We start from the raw sequence: 25,270 nt of genomic DNA on the forward strand, positions 1-25,270 counted from the left end.
AGGAGCGGGTGGTTGACCAGGTGGTCGTGGAAAACGGCGTGCGTCCGGACGAAGAAATCTACTACGCGCTGAAGGAAGGCTCGCGCAACAAAGGCCAGATCGACGTCGAAGCCTTGTTCGCGATCAAGCCGCAACCTTGCCTGGAACAGAGCGGTGACGGCTATCTGCTGTTCCGCATCGGCGACTGCGTGGCCCAGCGTAACGTGCACGCGGCGATCTACGACGCGTTGCGGCTGTGCAAGGATTTCTAACGGCTTGCACATAACCCTGTGTAGGAGCGAGCTCGCTCGCGATGAATTTGAAGGCGCCGCGTTCTTCCAGACCGCACGCGTCATCGTTAACGCCCATCGCGAGCAAGCTCGCTCCTACAGGGAGTCGAGCAAGGTATCCAGGTAGTTAAGCCCGAGGTCTTTGGGAGCTTCACCATGTTGAACACCCTTCTTCCAATCCTGTTGTTCGCCGCCCTGGGCCTTGGTGTCCTGGGCGCGTTGCGGCGGGTGGCCATGTGGCGCCGGGGCCGAGCCTCCAAGGTCGACCTGATCGGCGGCCTGTTCGCCATGCCCAAGCGCTACATGGTCGACTTGCACCATGTGGTAGCGCGGGACAAATACATTGCCAACACCCACGTCGCCACGGCTGGCGGTGCGGTGGCGTCCATCGTGCTGGCGATTCTGGTGCATGGTTTCGGCCTGCATAACCGCTTCCTCGGCTATGCGTTGCTGCTGATGTCGGCGGTGATGTTCGTTGGTGCGATCTTCGTTTACCTGCGTCGGCGCAACCCGCCGTCGCGCCTGTCGAAAGGCCCGTGGATGCGCCTGCCGAAAAGCCTGCTGGCGTTCTCGGCCTCGTTCTTCCTGTTGACCCTGCCGGTGGCGGGCATCCTGCCGGAAAATTTCGGTGGCTGGCTGTTGGCGGCGATTCTCGGGGTTGGCGTGTTGTGGGGCGTGTCGGAACTGTTCTTCGGCATGACCTGGGGCGGGCCGATGAAACACGCCTTTGCCGGTGCCTTGCACCTGGCTTGGCACCGCCGCGCCGAACGCTTTAGTGGTGGTCGTTCCACGGGGTTGAAACCGCTGGATCTTAGCGACCTGACCGCGCCACTGGGTGTGGAAAAACCCAAGGATTTCACCTGGAACCAGTTGCTCGGCTTCGACGCCTGCGTCCAGTGCGGTAAATGCGAAGCAGCGTGCCCGGCCTTCGCTGCCGGTCAGCCGCTGAACCCGAAAAAACTGATTCAGGACATGGTCGTTGGCCTGGCCGGTGGCACCGATGCCAAGTTCGCCGGCAGCCCGTACCCAGGCAAAGCCATTGGCGAACACGCGGGCAATCCGCATCAGCCGATCGTCAACGGTCTGGTAGATGCCGAGACGCTGTGGTCGTGCACCACCTGCCGCGCTTGCGTCGAGGAGTGCCCGATGATGATCGAGCACGTCGATGCCATCGTCGACATGCGCCGTCATCTGACCCTGGAAAAAGGCGCGACCCCGAACAAGGGTGCCGAAGTCCTGGAAAACCTGATCGCCACCGACAACCCTGGCGGTTTCGCGCCGGGCGGGCGGATGAACTGGGCAGCGGACCTGAACCTCAACCTGCTCAGCGAAAAGAAATCCACCGACGTGCTGTTCTGGGTCGGCGACGGCGCCTTCGACATGCGTAACCAGCGCACCCTGCGCGCCTTCGTCAAAGTGCTCAAGGCGGCGAAAATCGACTTCGCCGTGCTCGGCCTCGAAGAGCGCGACAGCGGTGACGTGGCCCGGCGCCTGGGCGACGAAGCAACCTTCCAGCTGTTGGCCAAGCGCAACATCCAGACTCTGGCCAAATACAGTTTCAACCGTATCGTCACCTGCGATCCGCACAGTTTCCACGTGCTGAAAAACGAGTACGGCGCCTTCGATGGTAACTACCTGGTGCAGCACCACAGCACCTACATGGCGGAAATCATCGATGCTGGCGCGCTCAATCTTGGCCAGCACAAAGGCGACAGCGTGACCTATCACGATCCGTGCTACCTCGGCCGTTACAACGGCGAATACGAGGCACCGCGCCAGGTTCTGCGCGCGCTCGGGATTGAAGTGAAAGAAATGCAGCGTTCCGGCTTCCGCTCCCGCTGCTGCGGCGGTGGTGGCGGCGCGCCGATCACCGACATTCCCGGCAAGCAGCGCATTCCCGACATGCGCATGGAAGATATCCGCGAAACCGGCGCCGAACTGGTGGCCGTGGGTTGTCCACAGTGCACCGCGATGCTTGAAGGCGTGGTCGAACCACGTCCGCTGATCAAGGACATCGCCGAACTGGTGGCTGATGCGTTGCTCGAAGACGCCGCGCCGGGAAAGCCTTCGGCACCGGCCAAACGTGAACCTGCGGAGGTGCATTGATGAGTGACATTATCCGCCGCGACCCTCGCGCCGAATGGATCGCCCGCAACCGTCTGCACCCGCTGCACGCGGCCATGCAGCCAGCGCAACACAGCTGGATGGGGCCTAACGGCGTCATCCGCAAGAATCCTCACGGGATCGGTTTTATCGGTCCCAATGGGATCAAACGGATCGACCGCAGTGGCGCTCAGCAGGGCGGGGCGACTAAACGCTCGGCCGCGGTTGAAGTGCAATTGCCGCTGCATCAAGTGGCTGCACCTGCGTTCTACATCAGCGTGGTGCCGGACATGGTCGGCGGCCGCTTGAGCAGCCACGACCGCGACCTGCTGGGCCTGGCTCATCAACTGGCCGGCAAGGACGGTGCTGTGCTGGCCGTGGTGTTCGGCGAACACAAGGAAACCGCTTTCGCCACGGCGGGCGTCGACCGCCTGCTGGTGCTGGAAGGCGAAGAATTCAGTGGTTATGCACCGGAACAACGGGTCCAGGGCCTGCGGGCTGTGGATAACCAGTTCAGCCCGCATCACTGGTTGCTGCCGGACAGCCGCAGTGGTGGTGGCGAACTCGGCCGACGTTTTGCCGCAGCACTGGGCGAGCGCCCGGCCACGCGGGTCTGGCAAGTCAAGGATCAGGAGTGCATCGGCCGCGCCGGTGCTGGCCTGCAAGACCTTGCCCGTCCGCTGGCGCGACTGATTCTGGCGGCTGCCGAGTGCGCCGAGCCGGTCAGCGAAACCCGTCACGAAGCGCTGCCCGTGGAGTTATCCACAACCGTGGCACGCAGCCTGTCGCGAATCGAAGATCTGGGCGCAGTGGCCGTCGATCCGGCGGCAATCCCCATGGCCGAAGCCGAGTTCATTTTCTCCGGCGGCAACGGGGTCAAGGACTGGGGACTTTTCCACAGGACCGCCGAAGCCCTCGGCGCGACCGAAGGTGCATCGCGGGTGGCGGTGGACGACGGCTTCATGGCCCGCGACCGTCAGGTCGGGGCATCCGGCACCTGGGTTACCGCACGGGTCTATGTGGCGGTGGGGATTTCCGGGGCGATCCAGCACCTGCAAGGCATTGGTGCCTGCGACAAGGTGGTGGCGATCAACCTCGACCCTGGCTGCGACATGATCAAACGGGCCGACCTGTCGGTGATTGGCGAAAGTGCCGAGATTCTTCAAGCCTTGATCGATGCGGTAGCGGCTTACCGCAACGACGCCAAGCGCGATGCGGCTTAAGGGAAGGAAAGGGTTATGAGCACGAAAATCATCAGCCTGGTGTCCATCGGCGCCCACCCGACGTCCGGTCGGCCGCGTCGCGCGGAACAGGATGCGCGGGCGGTGGAACTGGGCCTGCAATTGGCTGGGGATAACTTGCAGGTGCTGCATGCCGGCGACATCACCGAGCCTGCATTGCGTGCGTATCTGGGCATGGGCCTGGAACAACTGCACGTGCTGGAACAACCACAAGGCGCCGACGCGCTGCCGGCGCTGACCGATTATCTGCGCGATGCCGGGGCCCAGGTGGTGTTGACCGGCAGCCAGGCGGAAACCGGCGAAGGATCGGGCATGTTGCCATTCCTCCTCGCTGAAAACCTGGGCTGGCCGCTGGTGGTGGGGTTGGCGCAAGTCGAGTCCATCGATGGCGGTTCGGCGCTGGTGCTGCAAGCGTTGCCGCGTGGTCAGCGTCGTCGCTTGAAGGTTCGCTTGCCGTTCCTGGCAACTGTGGATAACGCCGCGCCCAAGCCACGGCAGAGTGCCTACGGCCCGGCCCGACGCGGCGTGCTGCAAGCACAGGACGTCGAGGTCATCGACGATGAACTGCTCGCGGTCGCCACCCTGCAGCCGGCCAAACCACGGCCCAAGCGCCTTAAGGTGATCAAGGCCAAGAGTGGCGCCGATCGCATGAAAGCCGCGACGGCCAAGGCCAGCGGTGGCGGTGGGCAAGTGCTCAAGGGCGTTACGGCGCAAGCGGGGGCAGACGCGATCCTCAAGCTGCTGATTGAGGAAGGTGTGGTCCGCTAACCCGGTTTCAGCACAGATCTCCTGTAGGAGCGAGCCTGCTCGCGATGGTGGTTAACGATGACGCGGGATGTCTGAATGACTGTGGTGTCCTCAGGTTTTTCGCGAGCAGGCTCGCTCCTACAACTTTGATCTTCGGTGAACGCTAACACTGGTCCCACCGGATGCCTGCATTACCAGAATTCACGGGGAAACAATGACAGTTGAATTTCGTTCGGCAGTCCGCGCGGATGCGCGTGAGATTGCGCGGTTGTTCCAGATTTCATCCGAAGGCGCTTCAGACTACATCTGGAGCCAGATCGCGGAGCCCGGCCAGGATCTGTTGGACGTCGGCACCATTCGGTATGCCCGGGACGACGTGGATTTCTCCTACCAGAATTGCCTGATTGCCGAGGCCGGTGGCCAGGTCATTGGCATGATGCACAGCTACGTGATGCGCCACGATCCGCTGGCGGTGCCGACGACCGACCCGGTACTGGCGCCTTACGCCGACATGGAAGTGCCCGACACGCTCTATATCTCCAGCCTTGCCCTGCACGAGGGCTGGCGCAACCGGGGCCTGGGCGTGCAGTTTCTCGCCCATGCTCAAGAACGTGCCGACCAACTGGGGCTCAATGGCCTGAGCCTGATCGACTATGCCGCCAACACTGGCGCCCGGCGCTTTTACGAGCGGCACGGATTCGAGATCATCAAAACCTGCCAGGTCACCCCTCATCCCATGATCCGCGTCACCGGTGACGCCTATCTTATGCACAGGCCCTGAGTCTGCGGGGGTTCTAACCAGCGAAGGTTATCCACAACGCCACGCGCCCTCGTCCCACGTTGACGAGGGCGATGAGCTACAGTTTTCTATGCGCTGATCAAGGGTGCGACACGCTTTAGGGAGTTTTCAGACGTTCAGCGCTGACTCATGAAATCCGGTTTTTATGACTGGCTTGAACATGAAGACTTTCGCTCTTCCGGCGCTTTTTGCATCGACCCTGTGGATATCCACCGGCTTGCTGTCTGCTGTCCCGGCAAACGTGCCCGTGGCTGATCAGGACTTTTATCAATGGCTGGAGACCGGGCAGGGGCGCGACGCGACTCTGGCGCAGCTACGGCAGCAGTGCGACAAGGTACTGGATGCCGATAAGCACCTCAGCTGTTCAGTGACGGTCCTGGCCAGAATGCTCGAAGCCAAGGCCGCCAACCAAATCCCCGAATACTATCTGGCCATCAAGGGCAAGCATGCCCGGGCGATTGCGGTCGATGCCGACCTGAATGCCCTGTTCTCCATGTTTGGCAGCGAATCACTGGCTATTCTGACGAGGGCTGGCAATTTCTCGGTCAAGGGATCTGCGCGACATGAGGTGCTGCAGCTCCATCCGTATGCCAATGACTTCTACATCGCTGAACAATCGCTGCCATTTATCGAGGTCGGAACGGCCAACGGTGTCTCGGCGCGTTTTGTACTGGACACGGGGGCGCCGCAAACCCGGGTCAACATTGAAACTGCGAAACAGTTGGGGATCAGGATGTTGCCCGATGCTCATTATCGCTACAGCACGTTTTATGGCGAAAGGGGCCTGGCCGCGAGGTTGGGAATTCTCGGGTCATTGAGAGTCGGCACCCGTGAGTTCAGGAACGTCCTGGTCTTTGTCAGCGACCGGGATAATTTGTTGGGGCTGGATCTGATCAGCAAGCTGGGGCGCTTGAAGATAACCAGGAGAACACTGGAGCTTAATCCGCCGCCTGCCCGGCGCTGTGATGCGCCAATTGTCTTGAGCCGCCTGGATCTCAACCAACGGCTGGTAGTTGCCGCACAGCTGGATCGTCGGGCAACGCAAGCCATCATCGATACGGGAAATGTCGACTACCTGACGGCCGCGTCGCCCGGCAGGCACGTCAGCGTGGCGCAGGCGCTGACACCGGGAGGCTCGAACGTTTACAACGGCGACAATAAGCACTTTCAACGCTTCACCGGCGTATTGGCCCTGCAAGGCGACACCTTGGTGGTCAGCTACAAATACTACCCGGGCTTTACCATCCCGCCGTCGTTGGTGGACGGACAATACGTGCCGTCGATATTACTCGGATGGCGCGCCTTCAAAGACTTTGAATTGAACCTGGATCTCGATTCAGGTCGCTCATGCCTCAATAGAGTCTGAACAGCTTGGACGGTTACCCACAATCCCTGTTGGTGGTTCTGTGGATAACATGTTCGCCCCTCGCTACACCCCATACAAATCAAGCCTTGCATGGTGTCGATCAAAAAACACCCAGTCTGGTTCGTGGTTTTTCCATGCATTTTCAAGGGGATATGTGCTGCTGTTGATGCAGACTTGCCCCCAATCTCTGTTGGCGCTTCTGTGGATAAGATGTTTGCTATCGGCTGCAGGCCTTATAAACAGCGGCGTGTAGGCTTTTGATCATAAAATGATCAAAAGCCCGTTTGGCGCCGTGAACCTCCGCGCAAACGCCGAGTTCCTGCGGGTTTTAGCGGTTTTCCACAGCCCTTGCGAAGTTAACCCCAAAGTCTGTTGGCGCTTCTGTGGATAAGGTGTTTGCCATCCTCTGAAAGCCTTGCAGTCCGTGACTTTCAGGCTTCTGGTTAAAAAATGACCAGTGCGCCCGTGGAAGCATGCTTCTGGATAAGTCACGTTTTTTCTTTGGTTTTTGTGAAGAGATTTTGCAGTCTTTCCACAGTTGTCCCCAATAGCTGTGGGTGGAGATGTGGATAACTTGTTTGCGGAAGGCTGGGAGGCGTGCGCAGCATAGCTCTGAACGAAATAGATCATATTTCGTACAGTTCTAAAGATAGAGGAATGTGTAGCGGGGAGAAAACCTGTTGCGAGCAAGCCCCTTGTAGGAGCGAGCTTGCTCGCGATGGTCGTGAACGATGACGCGAAAAGACAGATGGCCAGCGGTGCCCCTGGATTTTTCGCGAGCAAGCTCGCTCCTACAGGGGCATGCTTTAGCCTTGAACCGGAACACCTTTGAGGTAAGGCGCAGGCTCGGCACCCAAGTTGCTCAGCAGGCGCTCGCTGTACCAGTCCACAAAGTTCACCACACCGAACTCATAGGTCTTGGAGTACGGACCAGGCTGGTAGGCGGTGGAGTTGATGCCGCGCTGGTTTTCTTCGGCCAGGCGACGGTCCTGGTCGTTGGTGGCGTCCCAGACCTGGCGCATGCGCTCCACGTCGTAGTCCACGCCTTCGACCGCGTCCTTGTGCACGATCCACTTGGTGGTGACCATGGTTTCCTGAGCGCTGATCGGCCACACGGTGAACACGATGATGTGGTCGCCCATGCAGTGGTTCCAGGAGTGCGGCAGGTGCAGGATGCGCATCGAGCCCAGGTCAGGGTTCTTGATGCGACCCATCAGCTTGGCGCAGCCCTGCTTGCCGTCCATGGTCATCGACACGGTGCCTTTGAGCAGCGGCATGCGCACGATGCGGTTGCGCAGGCCGAAGCTGGCGTGGGCGTAAGGAATCTTCTCGGCTTCCCAGGCAGCGGCGGAGGCGGCTACGTGGTCCTTGAAGGCCTGGTCGGCGCGCGGGTCGGTGACGTCGTCCCACTCCAGCAGGGTTTTCAACAGTTCCGGGTGCGACGCGTTGCAGTGGTAGCACTCGCGGTTGTTTTCCAGCACCAGTTTCCAGTTGGCCTTTTCCATCAAGGTGGTTTGCACCGCCACCTTGGTGTTCTCCATGTCGTACGGTTCCATGTAGTGGTTGAGCGTCGACAGGAAGTCATCGATGGCCGGCGGGTTCTCCGCCAGGCTGATGAAGATGTAGCCGCCAGCGGTCTTCACGTTCACCGGCTTGAGGCCGTACTGGTTCATGTCGAAGTCGGCGCCCATTTCGGTGCCGGCGAACAGCAGGCGGCCGTCGAGTTCGTAGGTCCACTGGTGATAGTGGCAAACCAGCTTGGCGACCTTGCCCTTGTCGCTTGTGCACAGGCGCGAGCCACGGTGGCGGCAGACGTTATGGAACGCGTGCACCACGCCTTCGGCGCCACGGATCACGATGATCGGGTTCTTGCCGATCTGCAGGGTCAGGTAGTTGCCCTTGGTAGGGATCTCGCAGGTCATGCCGGCGATCAACCACTCTTTCTGAAAGATTTCCTGCATGTCGATATCAAACAGGCGCTCGTCGGAGTAAAACGGCTGCGGCAGCGAGAACGTGCGCTCGCGCTCTTGCAGCATCTGCGCGGTGGCCTTGCGTGCGGGTTCCAGCGGATCGCCCAGGCTCAGGGTAGTAGTGACGTCCATCGTGTATTTCCTCAAGGCCATCTGCGTGGCCGCGAAAGTGGCTGATCAGGGTTGCTACGCAAGGTGTAAAGAATGTGTCTTGGTATGGGGCGAGTGTGGGGCCGGCGCAGGCCAGAACCTTATCCATGGGCGACATGGTGCAATCTGTTCCCGACGCGCAAGCCCCAGTCGTTGGGGGCTGGTCGCGATAAGCATGTCAATGTCGCAGATAGGTAAATGGGTGATCTGCGCTATACGCAGAATCGCCAACATGAAGGCCGGCAGTCGGCCGTGGAGATCAGCATGTCCAATAGTTTCCTGAATCCGGTAACCACCCAGACCTGGGCCAATGGTCGGCACATCGTCCGTTGCGTCAAAGTCATCCAGGAAACCTGGGATGTGCGCACCTTCTGCTTCATGGCCGATCAGCCGATCATGTTCTTCTTCAAACCGGGGCAGTTTGTCACCCTGGAGCTGGAGATTGAAGGCCAGCCGATCATGCGTTCGTACACCATTTCCAGCTCGCCATCGGTGCCGTACAGCTTTTCGGTGACCATCAAGCGCGTACCGGGTGGCAAGGTCTCCAACTGGCTGCACGACACCCTGCACGAAGGCCAGGAGCTGGCGGTGCACGGACCGGTCGGGCTGTTCAATGCCATGGACTTCACCGCGCCAAAGGTGCTTTACCTCAGCGGCGGCGTCGGTATCACGCCGGTCATGTCCATGGCGCGCTGGTTCTACGACACCAACGGCAATGTCGACATGGTGTTTATCCACAGCGCCCGTTCGCCCAAGGACATCATTTACCACCGTGAGCTGGAACACATGGCGTCGCGGATCGACAACTTCAGCCTGCACCTGATCTGCGAGAAGCACGGTATGGGTGAGCCCTGGGCCGGTTATCGCGGTTACCTGAACCACAGAATGCTTGAATTGATGGCGCCTGACTTCCTTGAGCGCGAAGTGTTCTGCTGCGGCCCGACACCGTATATGAATGCGGTCAAGCGCTTGCTGGAAGCCGCTGGCTTCGACATGTCGCGTTATCACGAAGAATCCTTCGGTGCGACCCCGCCAGAGGCGCGCGCCGACGCCGTGGAACACGCCGAGCAAGCGGCCGAGGCACCGGAAGTCGACGTGGCGGATCTGCACCAGGTGGAGTTCACGGCGTCCGGCAAGAGCATTCGTGTGGCCCCGGGCGAGACCGTGCATGCGGCGGCGGCCAAGGTCGGCCTGATGATTCCGAAAGCGTGCGGCATGGGTATCTGCGGCACCTGCAAGGTGTTGAAGCTGGGGGGTGAAGTGGAAATGGACCACAACGGCGGGATCACCGAGGAAGACGAAGCAGAAGGGTTCATTCTTTCGTGCTGCAGTGTGCCTAAAGGCGACGTGCGCATCGAATTCTAATGGTTGCGCAATAGTCCCTGTAGGAGCGAGCCTGCTCGCGATGGACGTCAACGATAACGCTGACAACCTGCCCCCCGCGGTGTTCTCAGGTTCATCGCGAGCAGGCTCGCTCCTACAGGGGAGGGTGTTTAGTCGATAAACAAGTCGGTCATCAGCTTGTCGTTGCTGTCCGGCGCGAACCGATAGTGTTCGAACTCCGTCACACCGCTTTCCCGCAGAATCTCCTCATCAATCAGCAAACGCCCGGTCAGGCTGCGGTTTGCGCTGCTCAGAATCACATGCGCCGCATCCGCCATGATCGCAGGCAGGCGCGCATGCTTGAACGATTCCCTCGACCCCAACTGAAACTCGATGGCAGCGGTGGCGATCATCGTCTGTGGCCATAGCGAGTTGACGCTGATCCCGTAATTCCTGAATTCCTCGCTCATGCCCAGGGTCAGCATGCTCATGCCGTACTTGGTCACGGTATAAGGGCTGTATTGGGCGAACCACTTGGCGGCCAGGTTCAGCGGCGGCGAGAGGTTGAGGATATGGCCGCTGGATTTCTTCAGGTACGGCAACGCAGCCTGGCTGCACAGCAATACGGCGCGGGTGTTGATCTGGTGCATCAGGTCAAAACGCTTGAGTTCGAGGTGTTGAACCCCGGTGAGCTTGATCGCCCCGGCATTGTTGATCAGTGCATCGATGCCACCGAAATGTTCGTTGGCCTGGTCCAGGGCCTGATGCACGGCATCTTCATCGCGCACATCCACTTGCAGGGCCAGTGCCTTGCCGCCTGCGGCTTCGACTTCCTGGGCCACGCTGAAAATCGTGCCGGGTAATTTGGGGTGTGGCGACGCACTTTTCGCCGCAATCACAATGTTGGCCCCGTCGCGTGCGGCCCGCAGCGCGATCTCGCGACCAATGCCGCGGCTGGCGCCGGTGATGAACAGGGTTTTGCCTTGCAATGACATGCGTACGCTCCTGATTGTTGTTATCTGTACGGATCGACAGACAATGTAGACCAAGACTTCAGGTGCGAACGGTCAGGCTGTGGGGCTTTTTGTAGGAGCGAGCTTGCTCGCGATGGACTTGAAGGCGCTGAGTTTATCCAGAAAGCACGCGTTTTCGTTAGCGCCCATCGCGAGCAGGCTCGCTCCTACAGGGGGAGGTTAGTGAGACATCACTTCGCGAATGTCCTTCGCCAATTCACGCACGCGCTCTTGCTCGGTGTCCCACGAGCACATGAAGCGTGCGCCGCCGTTGCCGATGAAGGTGTAGAAACGCCAGCCCTTGGCGGTCAGTGCGGCGATGGCCGGTTCCGACAGTTGCAGGAACACGCCGTTGGCCTGTACCGGGAACATCAGCTCCACGCCGGGGATGTCGCTGACCAGTTCAGCCAGCAATTGCGCGCAGTGGTTGGCGTGGTTGGCGTATTTGAGCCAGGCGTCGTTTTCCAGGATCCCGACCCACGGCGCCGACAGGAAGCGCATTTTTGAAGCAAGCTGTCCGGCCTGTTTGCAGCGGTAATCGAAGTCTTCGGCCAGTTTGTGGTTGAAGAACAGAATCGCCTCGCCCACGGCCATGCCGTTCTTCGTGCCGCCGAAGCACAGCACGTCGACGCCGGCCTTCCAGGTCAGGTCAGCCGGGGTGCAGCCGAGGAAGGCGCAGGCGTTGGAGAATCGTGCGCCGTCCATGTGCAGGTTCAGGCCCAGTTCCTTGCAGGTGGCGCTGATGGCGCGGATTTCGTCCGGGGTGTAGACGCTGCCGACTTCGGTGGCCTGGGTCAGGGTCACCACACGGGGTTTCGGGTAGTGGATGTCCTGGCGCTTGAGCGCGACCTCGCGGATCGATTCCGGGGTCAACTTGCCGTTTTCAGTACGGGCGATCAGCAGTTTGGAGCCGTTGGAGAAGAATTCCGGGGCGCCGCATTCGTCGGTTTCGACGTGGGCGGTTTCCGAGCAGATCACGCTGTGGTAACTCTGGCACAACGACGACAGCGCCAGCGAGTTGGCGGCGGTGCCGTTGAAGGCAAAAAACACTTCGCAGTCGGTTTCGAACAGTTTGCGGAATCCGTCGGAGGCGCGGGCGGTCCACTCGTCGTCGCCGTATGCGCGCTGGTGGCCGTGGTTGGCCTGCTCCATGGCTGCCCAGGCTTCAGGGCAGATGCCGGAATAGTTGTCGCTGGCGAATTGTTGGCTCTTGTCGGTCATGGCCTGCTTCCGTGGTCGAGATGCCTATGGTGAAGCGTCCCGTGGTCAATGAGGGTGCGCACTGTACCCAAGATCGTCAGGTGGAGGTGCACAGGATGTCGCTGTCGGGAACATACACAGTCGAAGGGCAATTATGCACGTGACGATGCACAAGGCCATGCACTTAAAGCAGCGCGACGGGGCACTGGATCTGCTCAAGTGGCTGGCGCTTTTAAGCATGGTGCTCGATCACCTGCGATATGTCGGTTATTCCGCCGATCTGTTGTATGTGCCGGGGCGGCTGGCATTCCCTTGGTTCTGCCTGGCGATGGCGGCCAATCTGTCACGAAAGCCTGTTGTGCTGGACGGTGGGCAATGGCGCTATCTGGGCTGGTTGTTGCTGTTTAGCGCGGTGAGTGAAATTCCTTACCGGATGTATATTCACAATCCCGACACCTTGAACGTGCTGCCCACCCTTGCCCTGGGCTTGCTGGTGATTCGTGGCTGGCAGCAGCCGGTGCTTGCGTCGCGCCTGCTGGCCGTCGGCGCGTTGCTGCTGGCAGGGTTTTTCTCCCAGCGATTGATGTTCGGTTTCTTTGGCGTTCTGTTGCCGCTGGCGATGCTGCCGGTACTGCAACGGCCCTGGTATTTCGCGCTGTTGGCGGGGTTGGTATGCCTGGCGGCCAATCAGTGGCAGGTGCTGTATTACGCCACTCGCCTGGGCAATGTCGCGGCAATTCCGGCCATCGTCACGTGCCTGATTGCGCCATGGCTCGGGCTGTTCTTGTTGCGACATGCAAAGGGCGTAAAACCACCACCGATGCGGCGCTGGGCGTATGCGCTCTATCCCTTGCATTTTCTGCTGTTGCTCGCAGTGCGACAGGTTATCGCCTGACCCTGCTTTTGTGGCGAGGGGGCTTGCCCCCGTTGGGCTGCGTAGCGGCCCCAAACGCTTAAAAGGCAGTTTTTCAGATAAACCGCACCTGCTGAAACTGCGACTGCTTCGCAGCCGAACGGGGGCAAGCCCCCTCGCCACAGAGATATCCTCAGGCCAGCCTTTTCTTCCCATGTCGTAAACGCACCTTTGCGTGGCGCCCGTAGGCATTTGACGACTCCAAGCCAGTCATACCATCGCTACCAAAGGGCACTGCCGAAAAGCCAGTGCCTCACCGAGACGAATGGCGCACCGCCGCCGCTGGGAGAGACGCGATGTTCAGCAAGCAAGACCAGATCCAGGGTTACGACGATGCACTGCTGGCGGCGATGAATGCCGAGGAGCAACGCCAGGAAGATCACATCGAGCTGATCGCGTCAGAGAACTACACCAGCAAACGCGTCATGGAAGCGCAAGGCAGTGGCCTGACCAACAAATACGCCGAAGGCTATCCGGGTAAACGCTACTACGGTGGCTGCGAGCATGTGGACAAGGTTGAAGCCCTGGCCATCGAGCGCGCCAAGCAACTGTTCGGCGCCGATTACGCCAACGTCCAGCCGCACTCCGGCTCCTCGGCCAATAGCGCCGTATACCTGGCCCTGCTGCAAGCCGGCGACACCATTCTCGGCATGAGCCTGGCCCACGGCGGTCACCTGACCCACGGCGCCAAAGTGTCGTCCTCGGGCAAGTTGTACAACGCCGTGCAGTACGGCATCGACACCAACACCGGCCTGATCGATTACGACGAAGTCGAGCGCCTGGCCGTCGAGCACAAGCCGAAGATGATCGTTGCCGGCTTCTCGGCCTACTCCAAGACCCTCGACTTCCCGCGCTTCCGCCAGATCGCCGACAAGGTCGGTGCACTGCTGTTCGTCGACATGGCCCACGTGGCCGGTCTGGTTGCCGCTGGTCTGTACCCGAACCCGCTGCCTTACGCCGATGTGGTCACCACCACTACCCACAAGACCCTGCGCGGTCCACGTGGCGGCCTGATCCTGGCCAAGTCCAACGAAGAAATCGAGAAGAAGCTCAACGCAGCAGTTTTCCCCGGTGCCCAGGGCGGCCCGCTGATACACGTGATCGCCGGTAAGGCGGTGTGCTTCAAGGAAGCGCTGGAGCCAGGCTTCAAGGCTTATCAGCAGCAAGTGATCGACAACGCCCAGGCCATGGCCGGCGTGTTTATCAAACGCGGCTACGATGTAGTGTCCGGCGGTACCGACAACCATCTGTTCCTGGTCAGCCTGATCCGTCAGGGCCTGACCGGCAAAGAGGCGGATGCAGCGCTCGGTCGCGCCCACATCACTGTGAACAAGAACGCTGTCCCGAACGATCCACAGTCGCCGTTCGTGACCTCTGGCCTGCGCATCGGCACCCCGGCGGTCACCACTCGCGGCTTCAAGGTGACCCAGTGCGTCACGCTGGCCGGCTGGATCTGCGACATCCTCGACAACCTCGGCGACGCCGATGTCGAGGCCAATGTCGCCGAGCAAGTGGCAGCCCTGTGCGCGGACTTCCCGGTTTATCGCTGAGTGCGGTTTTGGAGTAAATGACTATGCAACGCTACTCGGGCTTCGGCCTCTTCAAACACTCTCTCAGCCATCATGAAAACTGGCAGAAAATGTGGCGCACGCCGACCCCTAAGAAGGTCTACGACGTGGTCATCGTCGGTGGTGGCGGGCATGGTCTGGCCACGGCCTACTACCTGGCCAAGGAACACGGCATCACCAACGTGGCCGTGGTCGAGAAAGGCTGGCTGGGCGGCGGTAACACCGCGCGCAACACCACCATCGTTCGCTCCAACTACCTGTGGGACGAGTCGGCGCACCTGTACGAACACGCGATGAAACTGTGGGAAGGCCTGTCCCAGGACCTCAACTACAACGTGATGTTCTCCCAGCGTGGCGTCTACAACCTGTGCCACACCCTGCAGGACATTCGTGATTCCGAGCGTCGGGTCAGCGCCAACCGCCTCAATGGCGTGGACGGTGAACTGCTCGATGCCAAGCAGGTTGCCGACGAGATTCCGTACCTCGACTGCTCCAAGAACACTCGCTACCCGGTGATGGGCGCCACCGTCCAGCGTCGCGGCGGCGTGGCCCGTCACGATGCCGTGGCCTGGGGCTTTGCCCGGGCCGCCGACGCCCTCGGCGTGGACCTGATCCAGCAGACCGAAGTGATCGGTTTCCGCAAGGAAAACGGCGTGTGCATCGGAGTTGAAACCAACAAGGGCTTCATCGGCGCCAAGCGCGTCGGCGTCGTGACCGCCGGTAACTCCGGGCACATGGCCAAGCTCGCCGGTTTCCGCCTGCCGATCGAATCCCACCCGCTGCAAGCGCTGGTGTCCGAGCCGATCAAGCCGATTATCGACAGCGTGATCATGTCCAACGCCGTACACGGTTACATCAGCCAGTCCGACAAGGGCGACCTGGTGATCGGCGCCGGTATCGACGGCTACAACGGCTACGGCCAGCGTGGTTCGTACCCGGTGATCGAACACACCATCCAGGCCATCGTCGAGATGTTCCCGGTGCTGTCGCGGGTACGCATGAACCGTCAGTGGGGCGGCATCGTCGACACCACGCCGGATGCCTGCCCGATCATTTCGAAAACCCCGGTACCGAACATGTTCTTCAACTGCGGCTGGGGCACCGGTGGCTTCAAGGCTACACCTGGCTCGGGCAACGTATTTGCCGCAAGCCTGGCCAAGGGTGAAATGCACCCACTGGCCGCACCTTTCTCCATCGACCGTTTCCACAGCGGTGCGTTGATCGACGAACACGGCGCTGCAGCAGTCGCCCACTAACAGGAGAAATCCCTATGTTGCATATCTTCTGTCCTCACTGCGGCGAACTGCGCTCCGAAGAGGAATTCCATGCATCCGGCCAGGCGCACATCCCGCGCCCACTGGACCCGAGCAGTTGCACCGACGAGGAGTGGGGCGACTACATGTTCTTCCGCGATAACCCGCGCGGTCTGCACCACGAGCTGTGGGATCACGTCGCCGGTTGCCGTCAGTACTTCAACGTCACCCGCGACACCGTGACCTACGAGATTCTCGAAACCTACAAGATCGGCACCAAGCCACAATTCACCGACAAGACCGATAGCCCGAAAGCGGCCAGCACGGCTCTGGGAGAGAAGGTATGAGCCAGATCAATCGCCTGTCCAACGGCGGACGGATCGACCGCAACAAAGTCTTGACCTTCACCTTCAACGGCCAGAACTACAAAGGCTTCGAAGGCGATTCCCTGGCCGCTGCACTGCTGGCCAACGGCGTCGATATCATCGGTCGCAGCTTCAAGTATTCTCGTCCGCGCGGCATCTTCGCCGCCGGTGCCGAAGAGCCGAACGCGGTGCTGCAGATCGGCGCCACCGAAGCCACGCAGATCCCGAACGTGCGTGCTACGCAACAGGCGCTGTATCAAGGCCTGGTCGCCACCAGCACCAACGGCTGGCCGAGCGTGAACAACGACATGATGGGGATTCTCGGCAAGGTCGGCGGCAAGCTGATGCCGCCGGGCTTCTACTACAAAACCTTCATGTACCCGCAATCGTTCTGGATGACCTACGAGAAGTACATCCGCAAGGCTGCCGGCCTGGGCCGCTCGCCGACCGAGAACGATCCGGACACCTACGACTACATGAACCAGCACTGCGACGTGCTGATCGTCGGTGCTGGCCCTGCTGGCCTGGCGGCTGCCCTGGCGGCTGCGCGCAGCGGTGCCCGGGTGATCCTCGCCGATGAACAGGAAGAGTTCGGCGGCAGCCTGCTCGATTCCCGCGAAAGCCTCGACGGCAAGCCTGCGATGGAGTGGGTGGCCAGCGTCATCGACGAGCTGAAGAACACCCCGGACGTGCTGCTGTTGCCGCGCGCCACCGTCAACGGCTACCACGACCACAACTTCCTGACCATTCACGAGCGCCTGACCGATCACCTCGGCGACCGCGCACCGATTGGCCAGGTGCGTCAGCGCATTCACCGGGTCCGCGCCAATCGCGTGGTACTGGCAACCGGCGCTCACGAGCGTCCATTGGTCTACGGCAACAACGACGTGCCGGGCAACATGCTCGCCGGCGCCATCTCGACCTACGTGCGTCGTTACGGCGTGGCACCGGGCAAGAAGCTGGTGCTGTCGACCAACAACGACCACGCCTACCGCGTTGCCCTGGATTGGCTCGATGCCAGCCTGCAAGTGGTGGCCATCGCCGACGCCCGCAGCAATCCGCGTGGTGCGCTGGTGGAAGAAGCCCGCGCCAAAGGCATCCGCATCCTCACCGGCAGTGCCGTGATCGAGGCTCGTGGCAGCAAGCACGTGACCGCTGCCCGTGTGGCCGCCATCGATGTCAAAGCCCACACCGTGACCAGCCCTGGCGAATGGCTCGACTGCGACGTGGTCGCCAGCTCCGGTGGCTACAGCCCGGTGGTTCACTTGGCTTCACACCTGGGTGGCAAGCCGATCTGGCGTGAAGACATCCTCGGTTTCGTACCGGGCGAAGCACCGCAGAAGCGCGTGTGCGTCGGTGGCATCAACGGCGTCTACGGCCTCGGCGATTCCCTGGCCGACGGTTTTGAAGGTGGCGTTCGCGCTGCTGCCGAAGCTGGCTTCCAGTCGGTTGAAGGTGTGTTGCCAAAAGCCTTGAGCCGTCTCGAAGAGCCGACTCTGGCGCTGTTCCAGGTGCCCCATGAAAAGAACACCGCACGGGCGCCGAAGCAATTCGTCGACCTGCAAAACGACGTCACCGCCGCCGCCATCGAACTGGCGACCCGCGAGGGCTTCGAGTCGGTCGAGCACGTCAAGCGCTACACCGCACTGGGCTTCGGCACCGATCAGGGCAAGCTCGGCAACGTCAACGGCCTGGCCATCGCTGCCCGCTCGCTGAACGTGACCATCCCGCAGATGGGCACCACCATGTTCCGTCCGAACTACACGCCGGTGACTTTCGGTGCCGTGGCCGGTCGTCACTGTGGGCACATCTTCGAGCCGGTGCGTTACACCGCACTGCATCAATGGCACCTGAAAAGCGGCGCCGAGTTCGAAGACGTCGGCCAGTGGAAGCGTCCTTGGTACTTCCCGAAATCCGGTGAAGACCTGCATGCCGCGGTGAAGCGCGAATGCAAAGCCGTGCGCGACAGCGTCGGCCTGCTCGATGCTTCGACCCTGGGCAAGATCGACATCCAGGGCCCGGATGCGCGTGAGTTCCTCAACCGCGTCTACACCAACGCCTGGACCAAGCTCGATGTGGGCAAGGCCCGTTACGGCCTGATGTGCAAAGAAGACGGCATGGTCTTCGACGACGGCGTGACGGCTTGCCTGGCCGACAGCCATTTCGTCATGACCACCACCACCGGCGGCGCGGCTCGTGTGCTGCAGTGGCTGGAGCTGTACCACCAGACCGAATGGCCGGACATGAAGGTGTACTTCACCTCCGTCACCGACCACTGGGCGACCATGACCCTGTCCGGGCCGAACAGCCGCAAGCTGCTCGCTGAAGTCACCGACATCGACCTGAGCAGCGAAGCCTTCCCGTTCATGACCTGGAAAGAGGGTCTGGTCGGTGGTGTGCCGGCGCGGGTGTTCCGGATTTCGTTTACCGGTGAACTGTCGTACGAAGTCAACGTGCAAGCCGACTACGCCATGGGCGTGCTGGAAAAAATCGTCGACGCCGGCAAGAAGTACAACCTGACGCCGTACGGCACAGAAACCATGCACGTGCTGCGGGCCGAGAAGGGCTTCATCATCGTCGGTCAGGACACTGACAGCTCGATGACCCCGGACGACCTGAACATGGGCTGGTGTGTCGGTCGCACCAAACCGTTTTCGTGGATCGGCTGGCGTGGCATGAACCGTGAAGACTGCGTGCGTGATCAGCGCAAACAGCTGGTTGGCCTGAAGCCGATCGATCCGAACAAATGGCTGCCGGAAGGTGCGCAACTGGTGTTCAACACCAAGCAAGCCATCCCGATGACCATGGTGGGTCACGTGACTTCCAGTTACCTGCACAACTCCCTGGGCTATTCGTTCGCCATGGGCGTAGTCAAGGGCGGCCTGAACCGCATGGGCGAACGTGTCTTCGCGCCATTGGCGGACGGCAGCGTGATCGAGGCGGAAATCGTTTCTTCGGTGTTCTTTGATCCGAAAGGCGAACGCCAGAACGTGTAAGGGCTTCGGGTCCTGTGGGGTGTGAGCTGCCGCCATCGCGAGCAAGCTCGCTCTCACAGGAGATCGCCTAACCCCTGTGGGAGCGAGCTTGCTCGCGATGGCGATAGAACAGCCACCACAAGGGCCAGAACCAACAGAATTCAAAACAGGTGCTTTATGACCGCAGCCAATGTTTACCAACAACGCCCAACCTCCGGGGCCAAGGCCGAGTCGTCGCTGCATCACGCCGACCTCGCCAGCCTGGTGGGCAAGGGTCGCAAGAACGCCGGCGTGACCGTGCGTGAGAAAAAACTCCTCGGCCACCTGACCATCCGCGGCGATGGCCACGATGCCGCGTTTGCCGCGGGCGTGCACAAGGCCCTGGGCATCGAGTTGCCGGGCGCGCTGAGCGTCATCGTCAAAGGCGAAACCAGTCTGCAATGGATGGGGCCGGATGAGTGGCTGCTGATCGTGCCGACCGGTGAAGAACTTGCCGCCGAGCAAAAACTGCGTGCAGCACTGGGCGATTTGCACATTGCAATCGTCAACGTCAGCGGCGGCCAGCAACTCCTCGAACTGAGCGGCCCCAACGTGCGCCAGGTACTGATGAAGTCCACCAGCTACGACGTGCACCCGAACAACTTCCCGGTGGGCAAAGCCGTCGGCACGGTGTTCGCCAAGTCGCAATTGATGATCCGTCACACCGCCGAAGACACCTGGGAACTGCTGATTCGTCGCAGCTTCTCGGATTACTGGTGGTTGTGGCTGCAGGATGCTTCTGCCGAGTTCGGCCTCAGCGTTCAGGCTTGATCACCACCCGCCATGGAGGCGATCACTTGTGGGAGCGAGCTTGCTCGCGATGGACTTGAGGGCGACGCGTTGATCCAGTAAGTACGCGTTATCGTTGACGCCCATCGCGAGCAAGCTCGCTCCCACAAGATGCAGCGTCATCTTTAGATATCACAGGAGTCACCGCACCATGAGCCGCGCCCCAGACACATGGATTCTGACCGCCGACTGCCCCAGCGTCCTCGGCACCGTGGACGCGGTGACCCGCTTTCTGTTCGAGCAGGGCTGCTACGTCACCGAGCACCATTCCTTCGATGACCGACTCTCGGGCCGTTTCTTCATTCGTGTGGAATTCCGCCAGCCTGACGGTTTCGACGAGCAGTCCTTCCGCGCGGGCCTCGCCGAGCGCGGTGAAGCCTTTGGCATGATCTTCGAACTGACCGCGCCGAACTACCGGCCGAAAGTGGTGATCATGGTTTCCAAGGCCGATCACTGCCTCAACGATTTGCTCTATCGCCAGCGCATCGGCCAGTTGTCGATGGACGTGGCCGCCGTGGTCTCCAACCACCCGGACCTCAAGCCACTGGCTGACTGGCACCAGATTCCGTACTACCACTTCCCGCTGGATCCGAACGACAAGCCGTCCCAGGAACGTCAGGTCTGGCAGGTCATTGAAGAGTCCGGTGCGGAACTGGTGATCCTTGCGCGCTACATGCAAGTGCTGTCGCCGGAGCTGTGCCGCAAGCTCGATGGCAAGGCGATCAACATCCACCACTCCCTGCTGCCCGGTTTCAAGGGCGCCAAGCCCTACCACCAGGCCTACAACAAGGGCGTGAAACTGGTGGGCGCCACCGCGCATTACATCAACAACGACCTGGATGAAGGCCCGATCATTGCCCAGGGTGTGGAGGCGGTGGACCACAGCCATTATCCGGAAGACCTGATCGCCAAGGGGCGGGATATCGAAGGGCTGACTTTGGCGAGGGCGGTTGGGTATCACATCGAGAGAAGAGTGTTTTTGAACGCCAATCGTACGGTCGTTCTTTAAATCGCCATCGCGAGCAAGCTCGCTCCCACAGTGGATCGGGGGCGGACACAAGATTTGTGAACGACACAAAAACCTGTGGGAGCGAGCTTGCTCGCGATGAGGCCCTTACAAGCAACACAAATGACAACGGCAATAACCCGAGCATTTAACGCGCTGCCTGCCTGGGCAACGCGGTTCCATAAAAACAACAGCGAGGTGAAAGCATGTCTGGCAATCGTGGTGTGGTGTATCTCGGCGCTGGCAAGGTCGAAGTGCAGAGTATTGATTATCCGAAAATGCAGGACCCGCGTGGCAGGAAAATTAACCACGCCGTGATCCTGCGCGTGGTTTCCACCAACATCTGTGGTTCCGACCAGCACATGGTGCGCGGCCGTACCACCGCTCAAACCGGTCTGGTCCTGGGCCATGAGATCACCGGTGAAGTGATCGAAAAGGGCAGCGACGTCGAGAACCTGCAGATCGGCGACCTGGTGTCCGTACCGTTCAACGTGGCTTGCGGGCGCTGCCGTTCCTGCAAAGAAATGCACACAGGCGTCTGCCTGAGCGTCAACCCGGCACGTCCGGGCGGTGCTTATGGTTACGTCGACATGGGCGACTGGACCGGTGGCCAGGCCGAATACGCCATGGTGCCGTACGCCGACTTCAACCTGCTGAAACTGCCGGATCGCGACAGGGCGATGGAAAAAATCCGCGACCTGACCTGCCTCTCCGACATCCTGCCGACCGGCTATCACGGTGCCGTGACCGCTGGCGTCGGCCCGGGCAGCACCGTGTACATCGCGGGTGCCGGTCCGGTCGGTTTGGCGGCGGCTGCTTCGGCTCGTCTGTTGGGCGCGGCGGTGGTGATCATCGGTGACGTCAACACCGTTCGCCTGGCCCACGCCAAGGCTCAGGGCTTCGAGATCGCCGACTTGTCCCTGGACACGCCGCTGCATGAACAGATCGCTGCACTGCTGGGCGAGCCGGAAGTGGATTGCGCCATCGACGCCGTTGGTTTCGAAGCCCGTGGCCATGGCCATGACGGCGTGAAACACGAAGCCCCGGCCACCGTGCTCAACTCGCTGATGGGCGTGGTGCGTGTGGCAGGCAAGATCGGTATCCCCGGCCTCTACGTGACCGAAGACCCGGGCGCTGTCGACGCTGCCGCGAAAATGGGCAGCCTGAGCATCCGCTTCGGCCTGGGCTGGGCCAAGTCCCACAGCTTCCACACCGGCCAGACCCCGGTGATGAAGTACAACCGCGCGCTGATGCAGGCAATCATGTGGGACCGCATCAACATCGCCGAAGTGGTGGGCGTGCAGGTGATCAGCCTGGATCAGGCGCCGCAGGGTTATGGCGAGTTTGATGCGGGCGTGCCGAAGAAGTTTGTGATTGATCCGCATAAGATGTTTAGTGCTGCGTAAATAAATTTAGGGCGACATGTTGTCGCCCTTTTTTTTAAACGGTTTTTAATCATTATGTATATCGTAAGTATTGTTCAATAAGTTTTTCGGTGCTGCGTAGGGTGTTGTTATGCTTTATACGCTCATTGCGTATTGCATTTCGCGCGTAAATTAATTCTAAGGTGTTAGAGGGTGTAGCTTCACGATCTAAACGCCTGTCGTAGCGATATTGTTCTGCTCTACTTTCCTGGCTGGCGATGGTATTTCCAAGGTCGTTCGATTTTTTATCTAGTTCTTTGATTTTGCTTTTCATCTGCGTCTGCAGTTCTTGTAAAGTTGAAATTTTTTCGGTTGCCTCTTCTTTAGTAATATTTAATGGTTCTGTTTTTGAAGTTCCTGAGATGTTTGTCTGGTCAGTGCTTATCCTCTCGGACCCTATGCTTGTATTACGCGGCCGTTGATTACCTTGAAGGGGGAGTATAGTACTGGCTCTGGTGCTGCTGAGATCCACAACAGGTGTTTTTTTTCTCATGAGCCCAATTGCACGCAGAATTCTTTTAAACCCACTCGGGGTGTGCCCCGTCGGGTCATGGCGATTCACCGGATCCCCCACACAATACGCATACCCATTCAACCCGCCCTCCCCAAACGGACTCCAACTGTCCGGGCTGATAAACCGCATCAACACCGGGTTAAACGCCCGATAACCGTTCCCCAACAAATAACACCCCGTCACCAGATCCGGCTGTTCGCCGTTGAAGCCGAGCAGGCTGAGCAAGCCACTTTCCGCAGGGCGATGACCATAGGGTGAATAGGCGAGGGGATGTAGTCGAGCGACATCAAGTACATTCAAAACCGAACGCTGTTGATCCGTGGCGAGCAAGCGGGTTTCTGCTGTGCTGCTCTGACGCTGCTGCTGAGCCAGCAGTTTATCGTCGTGCTGCATGATCGAATGCTGCACCACACCTTGAATCTCCGTGGCTAGACGATCTTTCAGGTAAAAGCGTTGGTTGGGGGACTGCGCAGAGGGAGTGCAATCAACCAGACGATCCAGCGGGTCGTAGCGGTAACTGCAGAGCAGAGTTTCTCGATTGGGGAGCATGGCCGGGTTCCTGAATGAGTTTGTCGATCCAGGGTTTTACTGTGGCGCATTCGAACAGAACCGCCTACTGGCAGATCTGATAGTGCCGCAGGCTTCAGGGCTACTTTGTGACGAGCGGATGGTAAATGGATGGAGATCTGAGGAACATGCCCGCGTCTGCCCGGTCAAATCGGCAGCTTTGCGCCCGTAAGCCGGGCGTTTTTCATGGCACAAGAGGATGTCTGAATGAAGATTTCACGCGGTTTTGCACTGGCATCACTCCTGACCCTGACTGCCAGCCCGGTCTTCGCACAGTTCAATCTGGGCGATGCGGTCAATGCCATTGCCGGCATGAAGGGTGGTGACGAGGCCGCGACCGCCGCACCGACACCGCAGACCGCCAACCTGCTGAGCACCCTCAGTGAATTGGACATCACCCCAGAGCAAGCCGTTGGCGGTGCCGGGGCGATGCTGGGGCTGGCGAAGAACCAGTTGAGTTCGACCGACTACTCGGAACTGGCCAAAAGCGTGCCGGGCATCGACATGCTCTCGGGCGGCGGGGAGTTGGGTGCACTGGCCGGTCTGCTCGGCTCCAGCGGCAAAGCCGCAGGGCTGGACAACGCCTTGGGCAACGTCAAGGACACCAACGACCTGAACAACGCCTTCAGCGCCCTGGGTATGGACAGCGGCATGATCGGCCAGTTTGCCCCGGTGCTCCTGCAATACTTCGGTCAGCAGGGCGTCGGCGGTTCGCTGCTGAGCAGCCTGGGCAGCATCTGGGGCACCGGCACCGGTAACTGATTCAGCGGCGCCCGGCGCGTAACGCGTCGATGCGCCGGTCCTTCTCGATCCAGAGCTGGTTGACCCAGTTCTGGACCTTCTCGCGAAACGCAGGGTCGTTTTCGTAATCGCCCTGCCACAGCGCCGGGTCGAGTTCGCGAGTCTTGATGTCGATGATGACCCGCGGAACGTTGCCGCTGATCAAGTCCCAGAACCCCGGAATCGTCTGCTGCGGGTAAACCACTGTCACATCGAGAATCGCGTCGAGCTGCTCACCCATCGCCGCCAGCACAAAGGCCACCCCGCCGGCCTTGGGCTTGAGCAGGTGATTGAACGGTGACTGTTGCTGGGCACATTTAGCCGCCGTGAAGCGGGTGCCTTCGAGGTAGTTGACCACCGTCACTGGCTGGCGCTTGAACAATTCACAGGCCTGTCTGGTGATTTCCAGATCCTTGCCGGCCAGTTCCGGGTATTTCGCCAGGAACGTCTTGCTGTAGCGTTTCATGAACGGGTAATCCAGCGCCCACCACGCCAGGCCCAGGAAGGGCACCCAGATGAGCTCTTTCTTGAGGAAGAATTTGAAGAACGGCGTGCGCCGGTTCAGCGTCTGGATCAGCGCCGGGATGTCGACCCAGGATTGATGGTTGCTGATCACCAGATATGAAGTGTCGCGACGCAGATCGTCACCGCCACGGATGTCCCATTGGGTAGGGATGCAGACACGGAAGATCAGCTTGTCGATCTCGGACCAGGTCTCGGCGATCCACATCACCGACCATGAGGCGTAATCGCGAAAACGGCCGGGCAGGATCAGTTTGAGCAGGGCAAACACCATCAACGGTCCGATCAGGATCAGGGTGTTGAGCAGGAGCAGCAGGGTCACGAAACAGCCGGTGAGCAGGCGGCGCATAAGTCACTCGTGGAAGCGGTTGGGC

20 protein-coding genes and 1 pseudogene are annotated in these 25,270 nt (G+C 60.4%); 16 read left to right on the forward strand and 5 right to left on the reverse strand.

Annotated elements, in window-relative coordinates; translation table 11 throughout:
• The 6 genes and pseudogenes from AC1RS8_RS24430 to AC1RS8_RS24455 form a co-directional block, all read left to right on the forward strand.
• A pseudogene (locus AC1RS8_RS24430) lies at window positions 1-251 on the forward strand (N-methylproline demethylase); the annotation flags it as partial.
• A 174-nt stretch (window positions 252-425) separates the two neighbouring features.
• Window positions 426-2,375: a dimethylglycine demethylation protein DgcB gene (dgcB, locus tag AC1RS8_RS24435; RefSeq protein ID WP_489339368.1), complete on the forward strand. Its 1,950-nt coding sequence runs from the start codon at window positions 426-428 to the stop codon at window positions 2,373-2,375.
• A complete protein-coding gene (etfA, locus tag AC1RS8_RS24440) occupies window positions 2,375-3,595 on the forward strand; it encodes an electron transfer flavoprotein subunit alpha (protein ID WP_340313376.1) in 1,221 nt (406 codons plus the stop codon). The genes dgcB and etfA overlap by 1 nt, the downstream gene beginning before the upstream one ends.
• Window positions 3,596-3,610: 15 nt before the next feature.
• On the forward strand, window positions 3,611-4,381 hold the full coding sequence (gene etfB / locus AC1RS8_RS24445) for an electron transfer flavoprotein subunit beta (protein ID WP_154909896.1): 771 nt from the start codon (window positions 3,611-3,613) through the stop codon (window positions 4,379-4,381).
• Window positions 4,382-4,574: 193 nt separating this feature from the next.
• Entirely contained in the window at window positions 4,575-5,141 is a 567-nt protein-coding gene (locus AC1RS8_RS24450; RefSeq protein ID WP_057712994.1) for a GNAT family N-acetyltransferase, read from the forward strand.
• A gap of 178 nt (window positions 5,142-5,319) precedes the next feature.
• Window positions 5,320-6,525, forward strand: a complete 1,206-nt coding sequence (locus AC1RS8_RS24455) for a retroviral-like aspartic protease family protein (protein WP_489339367.1) — start codon at window positions 5,320-5,322, stop codon at window positions 6,523-6,525.
• Window positions 6,526-7,331: 806 nt separating this feature from the next.
• On the opposite strand, the gene gbca is transcribed toward AC1RS8_RS24455, so the two are convergent.
• Window positions 7,332-8,627, reverse strand: a complete 1,296-nt coding sequence (gbca, locus tag AC1RS8_RS24460) for a glycine betaine monooxygenase oxygenase subunit (protein ID WP_057712996.1) — start codon at window positions 8,625-8,627, stop codon at window positions 7,332-7,334.
• Between the two features lie 282 nt (window positions 8,628-8,909).
• On the opposite strand from gbca, the gene gbcB reads away from it, so the two are divergent.
• Entirely contained in the window at window positions 8,910-10,010 is a 1,101-nt protein-coding gene (gene gbcB, locus AC1RS8_RS24465; RefSeq protein ID WP_090451831.1) for a glycine betaine monooxygenase reductase subunit, read from the forward strand.
• Window positions 10,011-10,138: 128 nt separating this feature from the next.
• On the opposite strand, the gene AC1RS8_RS24470 is transcribed toward gbcB, so the two are convergent.
• Together AC1RS8_RS24470 and AC1RS8_RS24475 are read right to left on the reverse strand one after the other, a co-directional pair.
• Window positions 10,139-10,963 carry an SDR family oxidoreductase gene (locus AC1RS8_RS24470; RefSeq protein WP_349736370.1) on the reverse strand — a complete coding sequence of 275 codons (825 nt, stop codon included), beginning with the start codon at window positions 10,961-10,963 and terminating at the stop codon, window positions 10,139-10,141.
• Between the two features lie 198 nt (window positions 10,964-11,161).
• Window positions 11,162-12,202, reverse strand: a complete 1,041-nt coding sequence (locus AC1RS8_RS24475; protein WP_090451829.1) for a threonine aldolase family protein — start codon at window positions 12,200-12,202, stop codon at window positions 11,162-11,164.
• Between the two features lie 157 nt (window positions 12,203-12,359).
• Here AC1RS8_RS24475 and AC1RS8_RS24480 point away from each other — a divergent pair, with 157 nt between their 5' ends.
• From AC1RS8_RS24480 to fdhA, 8 genes are all read left to right on the forward strand, one after another.
• On the forward strand, window positions 12,360-13,076 hold the full coding sequence (locus AC1RS8_RS24480; protein ID WP_489339366.1) for a TraX family protein: 717 nt from the start codon (window positions 12,360-12,362) through the stop codon (window positions 13,074-13,076).
• Window positions 13,077-13,390: 314 nt separating this feature from the next.
• Entirely contained in the window at window positions 13,391-14,644 is a 1,254-nt protein-coding gene (gene glyA / locus AC1RS8_RS24485; RefSeq protein WP_489339365.1) for a serine hydroxymethyltransferase, read from the forward strand.
• A 23-nt stretch (window positions 14,645-14,667) separates the two neighbouring features.
• Window positions 14,668-15,918: a sarcosine oxidase subunit beta gene (locus tag AC1RS8_RS24490; RefSeq protein ID WP_007907561.1), complete on the forward strand. Its 1,251-nt coding sequence runs from the start codon at window positions 14,668-14,670 to the stop codon at window positions 15,916-15,918.
• Between the two features lie 14 nt (window positions 15,919-15,932).
• The gene (locus AC1RS8_RS24495) at window positions 15,933-16,262 is read left to right on the forward strand and encodes a sarcosine oxidase subunit delta (protein ID WP_057713000.1); all 330 of its coding nucleotides are present in this window, start codon (window positions 15,933-15,935) and stop codon (window positions 16,260-16,262) included.
• Entirely contained in the window at window positions 16,259-19,276 is a 3,018-nt protein-coding gene (locus tag AC1RS8_RS24500) for a sarcosine oxidase subunit alpha (RefSeq protein ID WP_489339364.1), read from the forward strand. Before AC1RS8_RS24495 ends, AC1RS8_RS24500 begins: the two co-directional genes overlap by 4 nt.
• Window positions 19,277-19,432: 156 nt before the next feature.
• Window positions 19,433-20,065, forward strand: coding sequence for a sarcosine oxidase subunit gamma (locus tag AC1RS8_RS24505; protein WP_150813795.1), 633 nt, complete (start codon window positions 19,433-19,435; stop codon window positions 20,063-20,065).
• 169 nt (window positions 20,066-20,234) lie between these two features.
• Window positions 20,235-21,092 carry a formyltetrahydrofolate deformylase gene (purU, locus tag AC1RS8_RS24510; RefSeq protein WP_007981374.1) on the forward strand — a complete coding sequence of 286 codons (858 nt, stop codon included), beginning with the start codon at window positions 20,235-20,237 and terminating at the stop codon, window positions 21,090-21,092.
• A gap of 203 nt (window positions 21,093-21,295) precedes the next feature.
• Window positions 21,296-22,495: a formaldehyde dehydrogenase, glutathione-independent gene (gene fdhA / locus AC1RS8_RS24515; RefSeq protein WP_090451825.1), complete on the forward strand. Its 1,200-nt coding sequence runs from the start codon at window positions 21,296-21,298 to the stop codon at window positions 22,493-22,495.
• Between the two features lie 52 nt (window positions 22,496-22,547).
• On the opposite strand, the gene AC1RS8_RS24520 is transcribed toward fdhA, so the two are convergent.
• Window positions 22,548-23,576 carry an RHS repeat-associated core domain-containing protein gene (locus tag AC1RS8_RS24520; RefSeq protein WP_489339363.1) on the reverse strand — a complete coding sequence of 343 codons (1,029 nt, stop codon included), beginning with the start codon at window positions 23,574-23,576 and terminating at the stop codon, window positions 22,548-22,550.
• 225 nt (window positions 23,577-23,801) lie between these two features.
• Between AC1RS8_RS24520 and AC1RS8_RS24525 the strand changes: the two genes are divergently transcribed.
• Window positions 23,802-24,356 carry a DUF2780 domain-containing protein gene (locus tag AC1RS8_RS24525; RefSeq protein ID WP_489339362.1) on the forward strand — a complete coding sequence of 185 codons (555 nt, stop codon included), beginning with the start codon at window positions 23,802-23,804 and terminating at the stop codon, window positions 24,354-24,356.
• A 1-nt stretch (window position 24,357) separates the two neighbouring features.
• Here the strand turns inward: AC1RS8_RS24525 and yihG are convergent, their stop codons facing one another.
• Complete coding sequence (gene yihG / locus AC1RS8_RS24530) at window positions 24,358-25,245, reverse strand: 1-acylglycerol-3-phosphate O-acyltransferase, YihG family (protein ID WP_489339361.1); 888 nt, start codon at window positions 25,243-25,245, stop codon at window positions 24,358-24,360.
• Window positions 25,246-25,270 lie beyond the last annotated feature (25 nt).

It is taken from the genome of Pseudomonas sp. GW821-FHT12A04 (assembly GCF_058807755.1).

Coding starts and splice junctions, on each gene's coding strand:
- gbca (WP_057712996.1), bottom strand. CDS start 8,627: ATGGACGTCACTACTACCCTGAGCCTGGGCGATCCGCTGGAACCCGCA.
- yihG (WP_489339361.1), bottom strand. CDS start 25,245: ATGCGCCGCCTGCTCACCGGCTGTTTCGTGACCCTGCTGCTCCTGCTC.
- AC1RS8_RS24500 (WP_489339364.1), top strand. CDS start 16,259: ATGAGCCAGATCAATCGCCTGTCCAACGGCGGACGGATCGACCGCAAC.
- AC1RS8_RS24505 (WP_150813795.1), top strand. CDS start 19,433: ATGACCGCAGCCAATGTTTACCAACAACGCCCAACCTCCGGGGCCAAG.
- fdhA (WP_090451825.1), top strand. CDS start 21,296: ATGTCTGGCAATCGTGGTGTGGTGTATCTCGGCGCTGGCAAGGTCGAA.
- AC1RS8_RS24450 (WP_057712994.1), top strand. CDS start 4,575: ATGACAGTTGAATTTCGTTCGGCAGTCCGCGCGGATGCGCGTGAGATT.
- AC1RS8_RS24475 (WP_090451829.1), bottom strand. CDS start 12,202: ATGACCGACAAGAGCCAACAATTCGCCAGCGACAACTATTCCGGCATC.
- AC1RS8_RS24525 (WP_489339362.1), top strand. CDS start 23,802: ATGAAGATTTCACGCGGTTTTGCACTGGCATCACTCCTGACCCTGACT.
- AC1RS8_RS24480 (WP_489339366.1), top strand. CDS start 12,360: ATGCACTTAAAGCAGCGCGACGGGGCACTGGATCTGCTCAAGTGGCTG.
- dgcB (WP_489339368.1), top strand. CDS start 426: ATGTTGAACACCCTTCTTCCAATCCTGTTGTTCGCCGCCCTGGGCCTT.
- AC1RS8_RS24470 (WP_349736370.1), bottom strand. CDS start 10,963: ATGTCATTGCAAGGCAAAACCCTGTTCATCACCGGCGCCAGCCGCGGC.
- etfA (WP_340313376.1), top strand. CDS start 2,375: ATGAGTGACATTATCCGCCGCGACCCTCGCGCCGAATGGATCGCCCGC.
- AC1RS8_RS24455 (WP_489339367.1), top strand. CDS start 5,320: ATGAAGACTTTCGCTCTTCCGGCGCTTTTTGCATCGACCCTGTGGATA.
- AC1RS8_RS24490 (WP_007907561.1), top strand. CDS start 14,668: ATGCAACGCTACTCGGGCTTCGGCCTCTTCAAACACTCTCTCAGCCAT.
- gbcB (WP_090451831.1), top strand. CDS start 8,910: ATGTCCAATAGTTTCCTGAATCCGGTAACCACCCAGACCTGGGCCAAT.
- glyA (WP_489339365.1), top strand. CDS start 13,391: ATGTTCAGCAAGCAAGACCAGATCCAGGGTTACGACGATGCACTGCTG.
- etfB (WP_154909896.1), top strand. CDS start 3,611: ATGAGCACGAAAATCATCAGCCTGGTGTCCATCGGCGCCCACCCGACG.
- purU (WP_007981374.1), top strand. CDS start 20,235: ATGAGCCGCGCCCCAGACACATGGATTCTGACCGCCGACTGCCCCAGC.
- AC1RS8_RS24520 (WP_489339363.1), bottom strand. CDS start 23,576: ATGCTCCCCAATCGAGAAACTCTGCTCTGCAGTTACCGCTACGACCCG.
- AC1RS8_RS24495 (WP_057713000.1), top strand. CDS start 15,933: ATGTTGCATATCTTCTGTCCTCACTGCGGCGAACTGCGCTCCGAAGAG.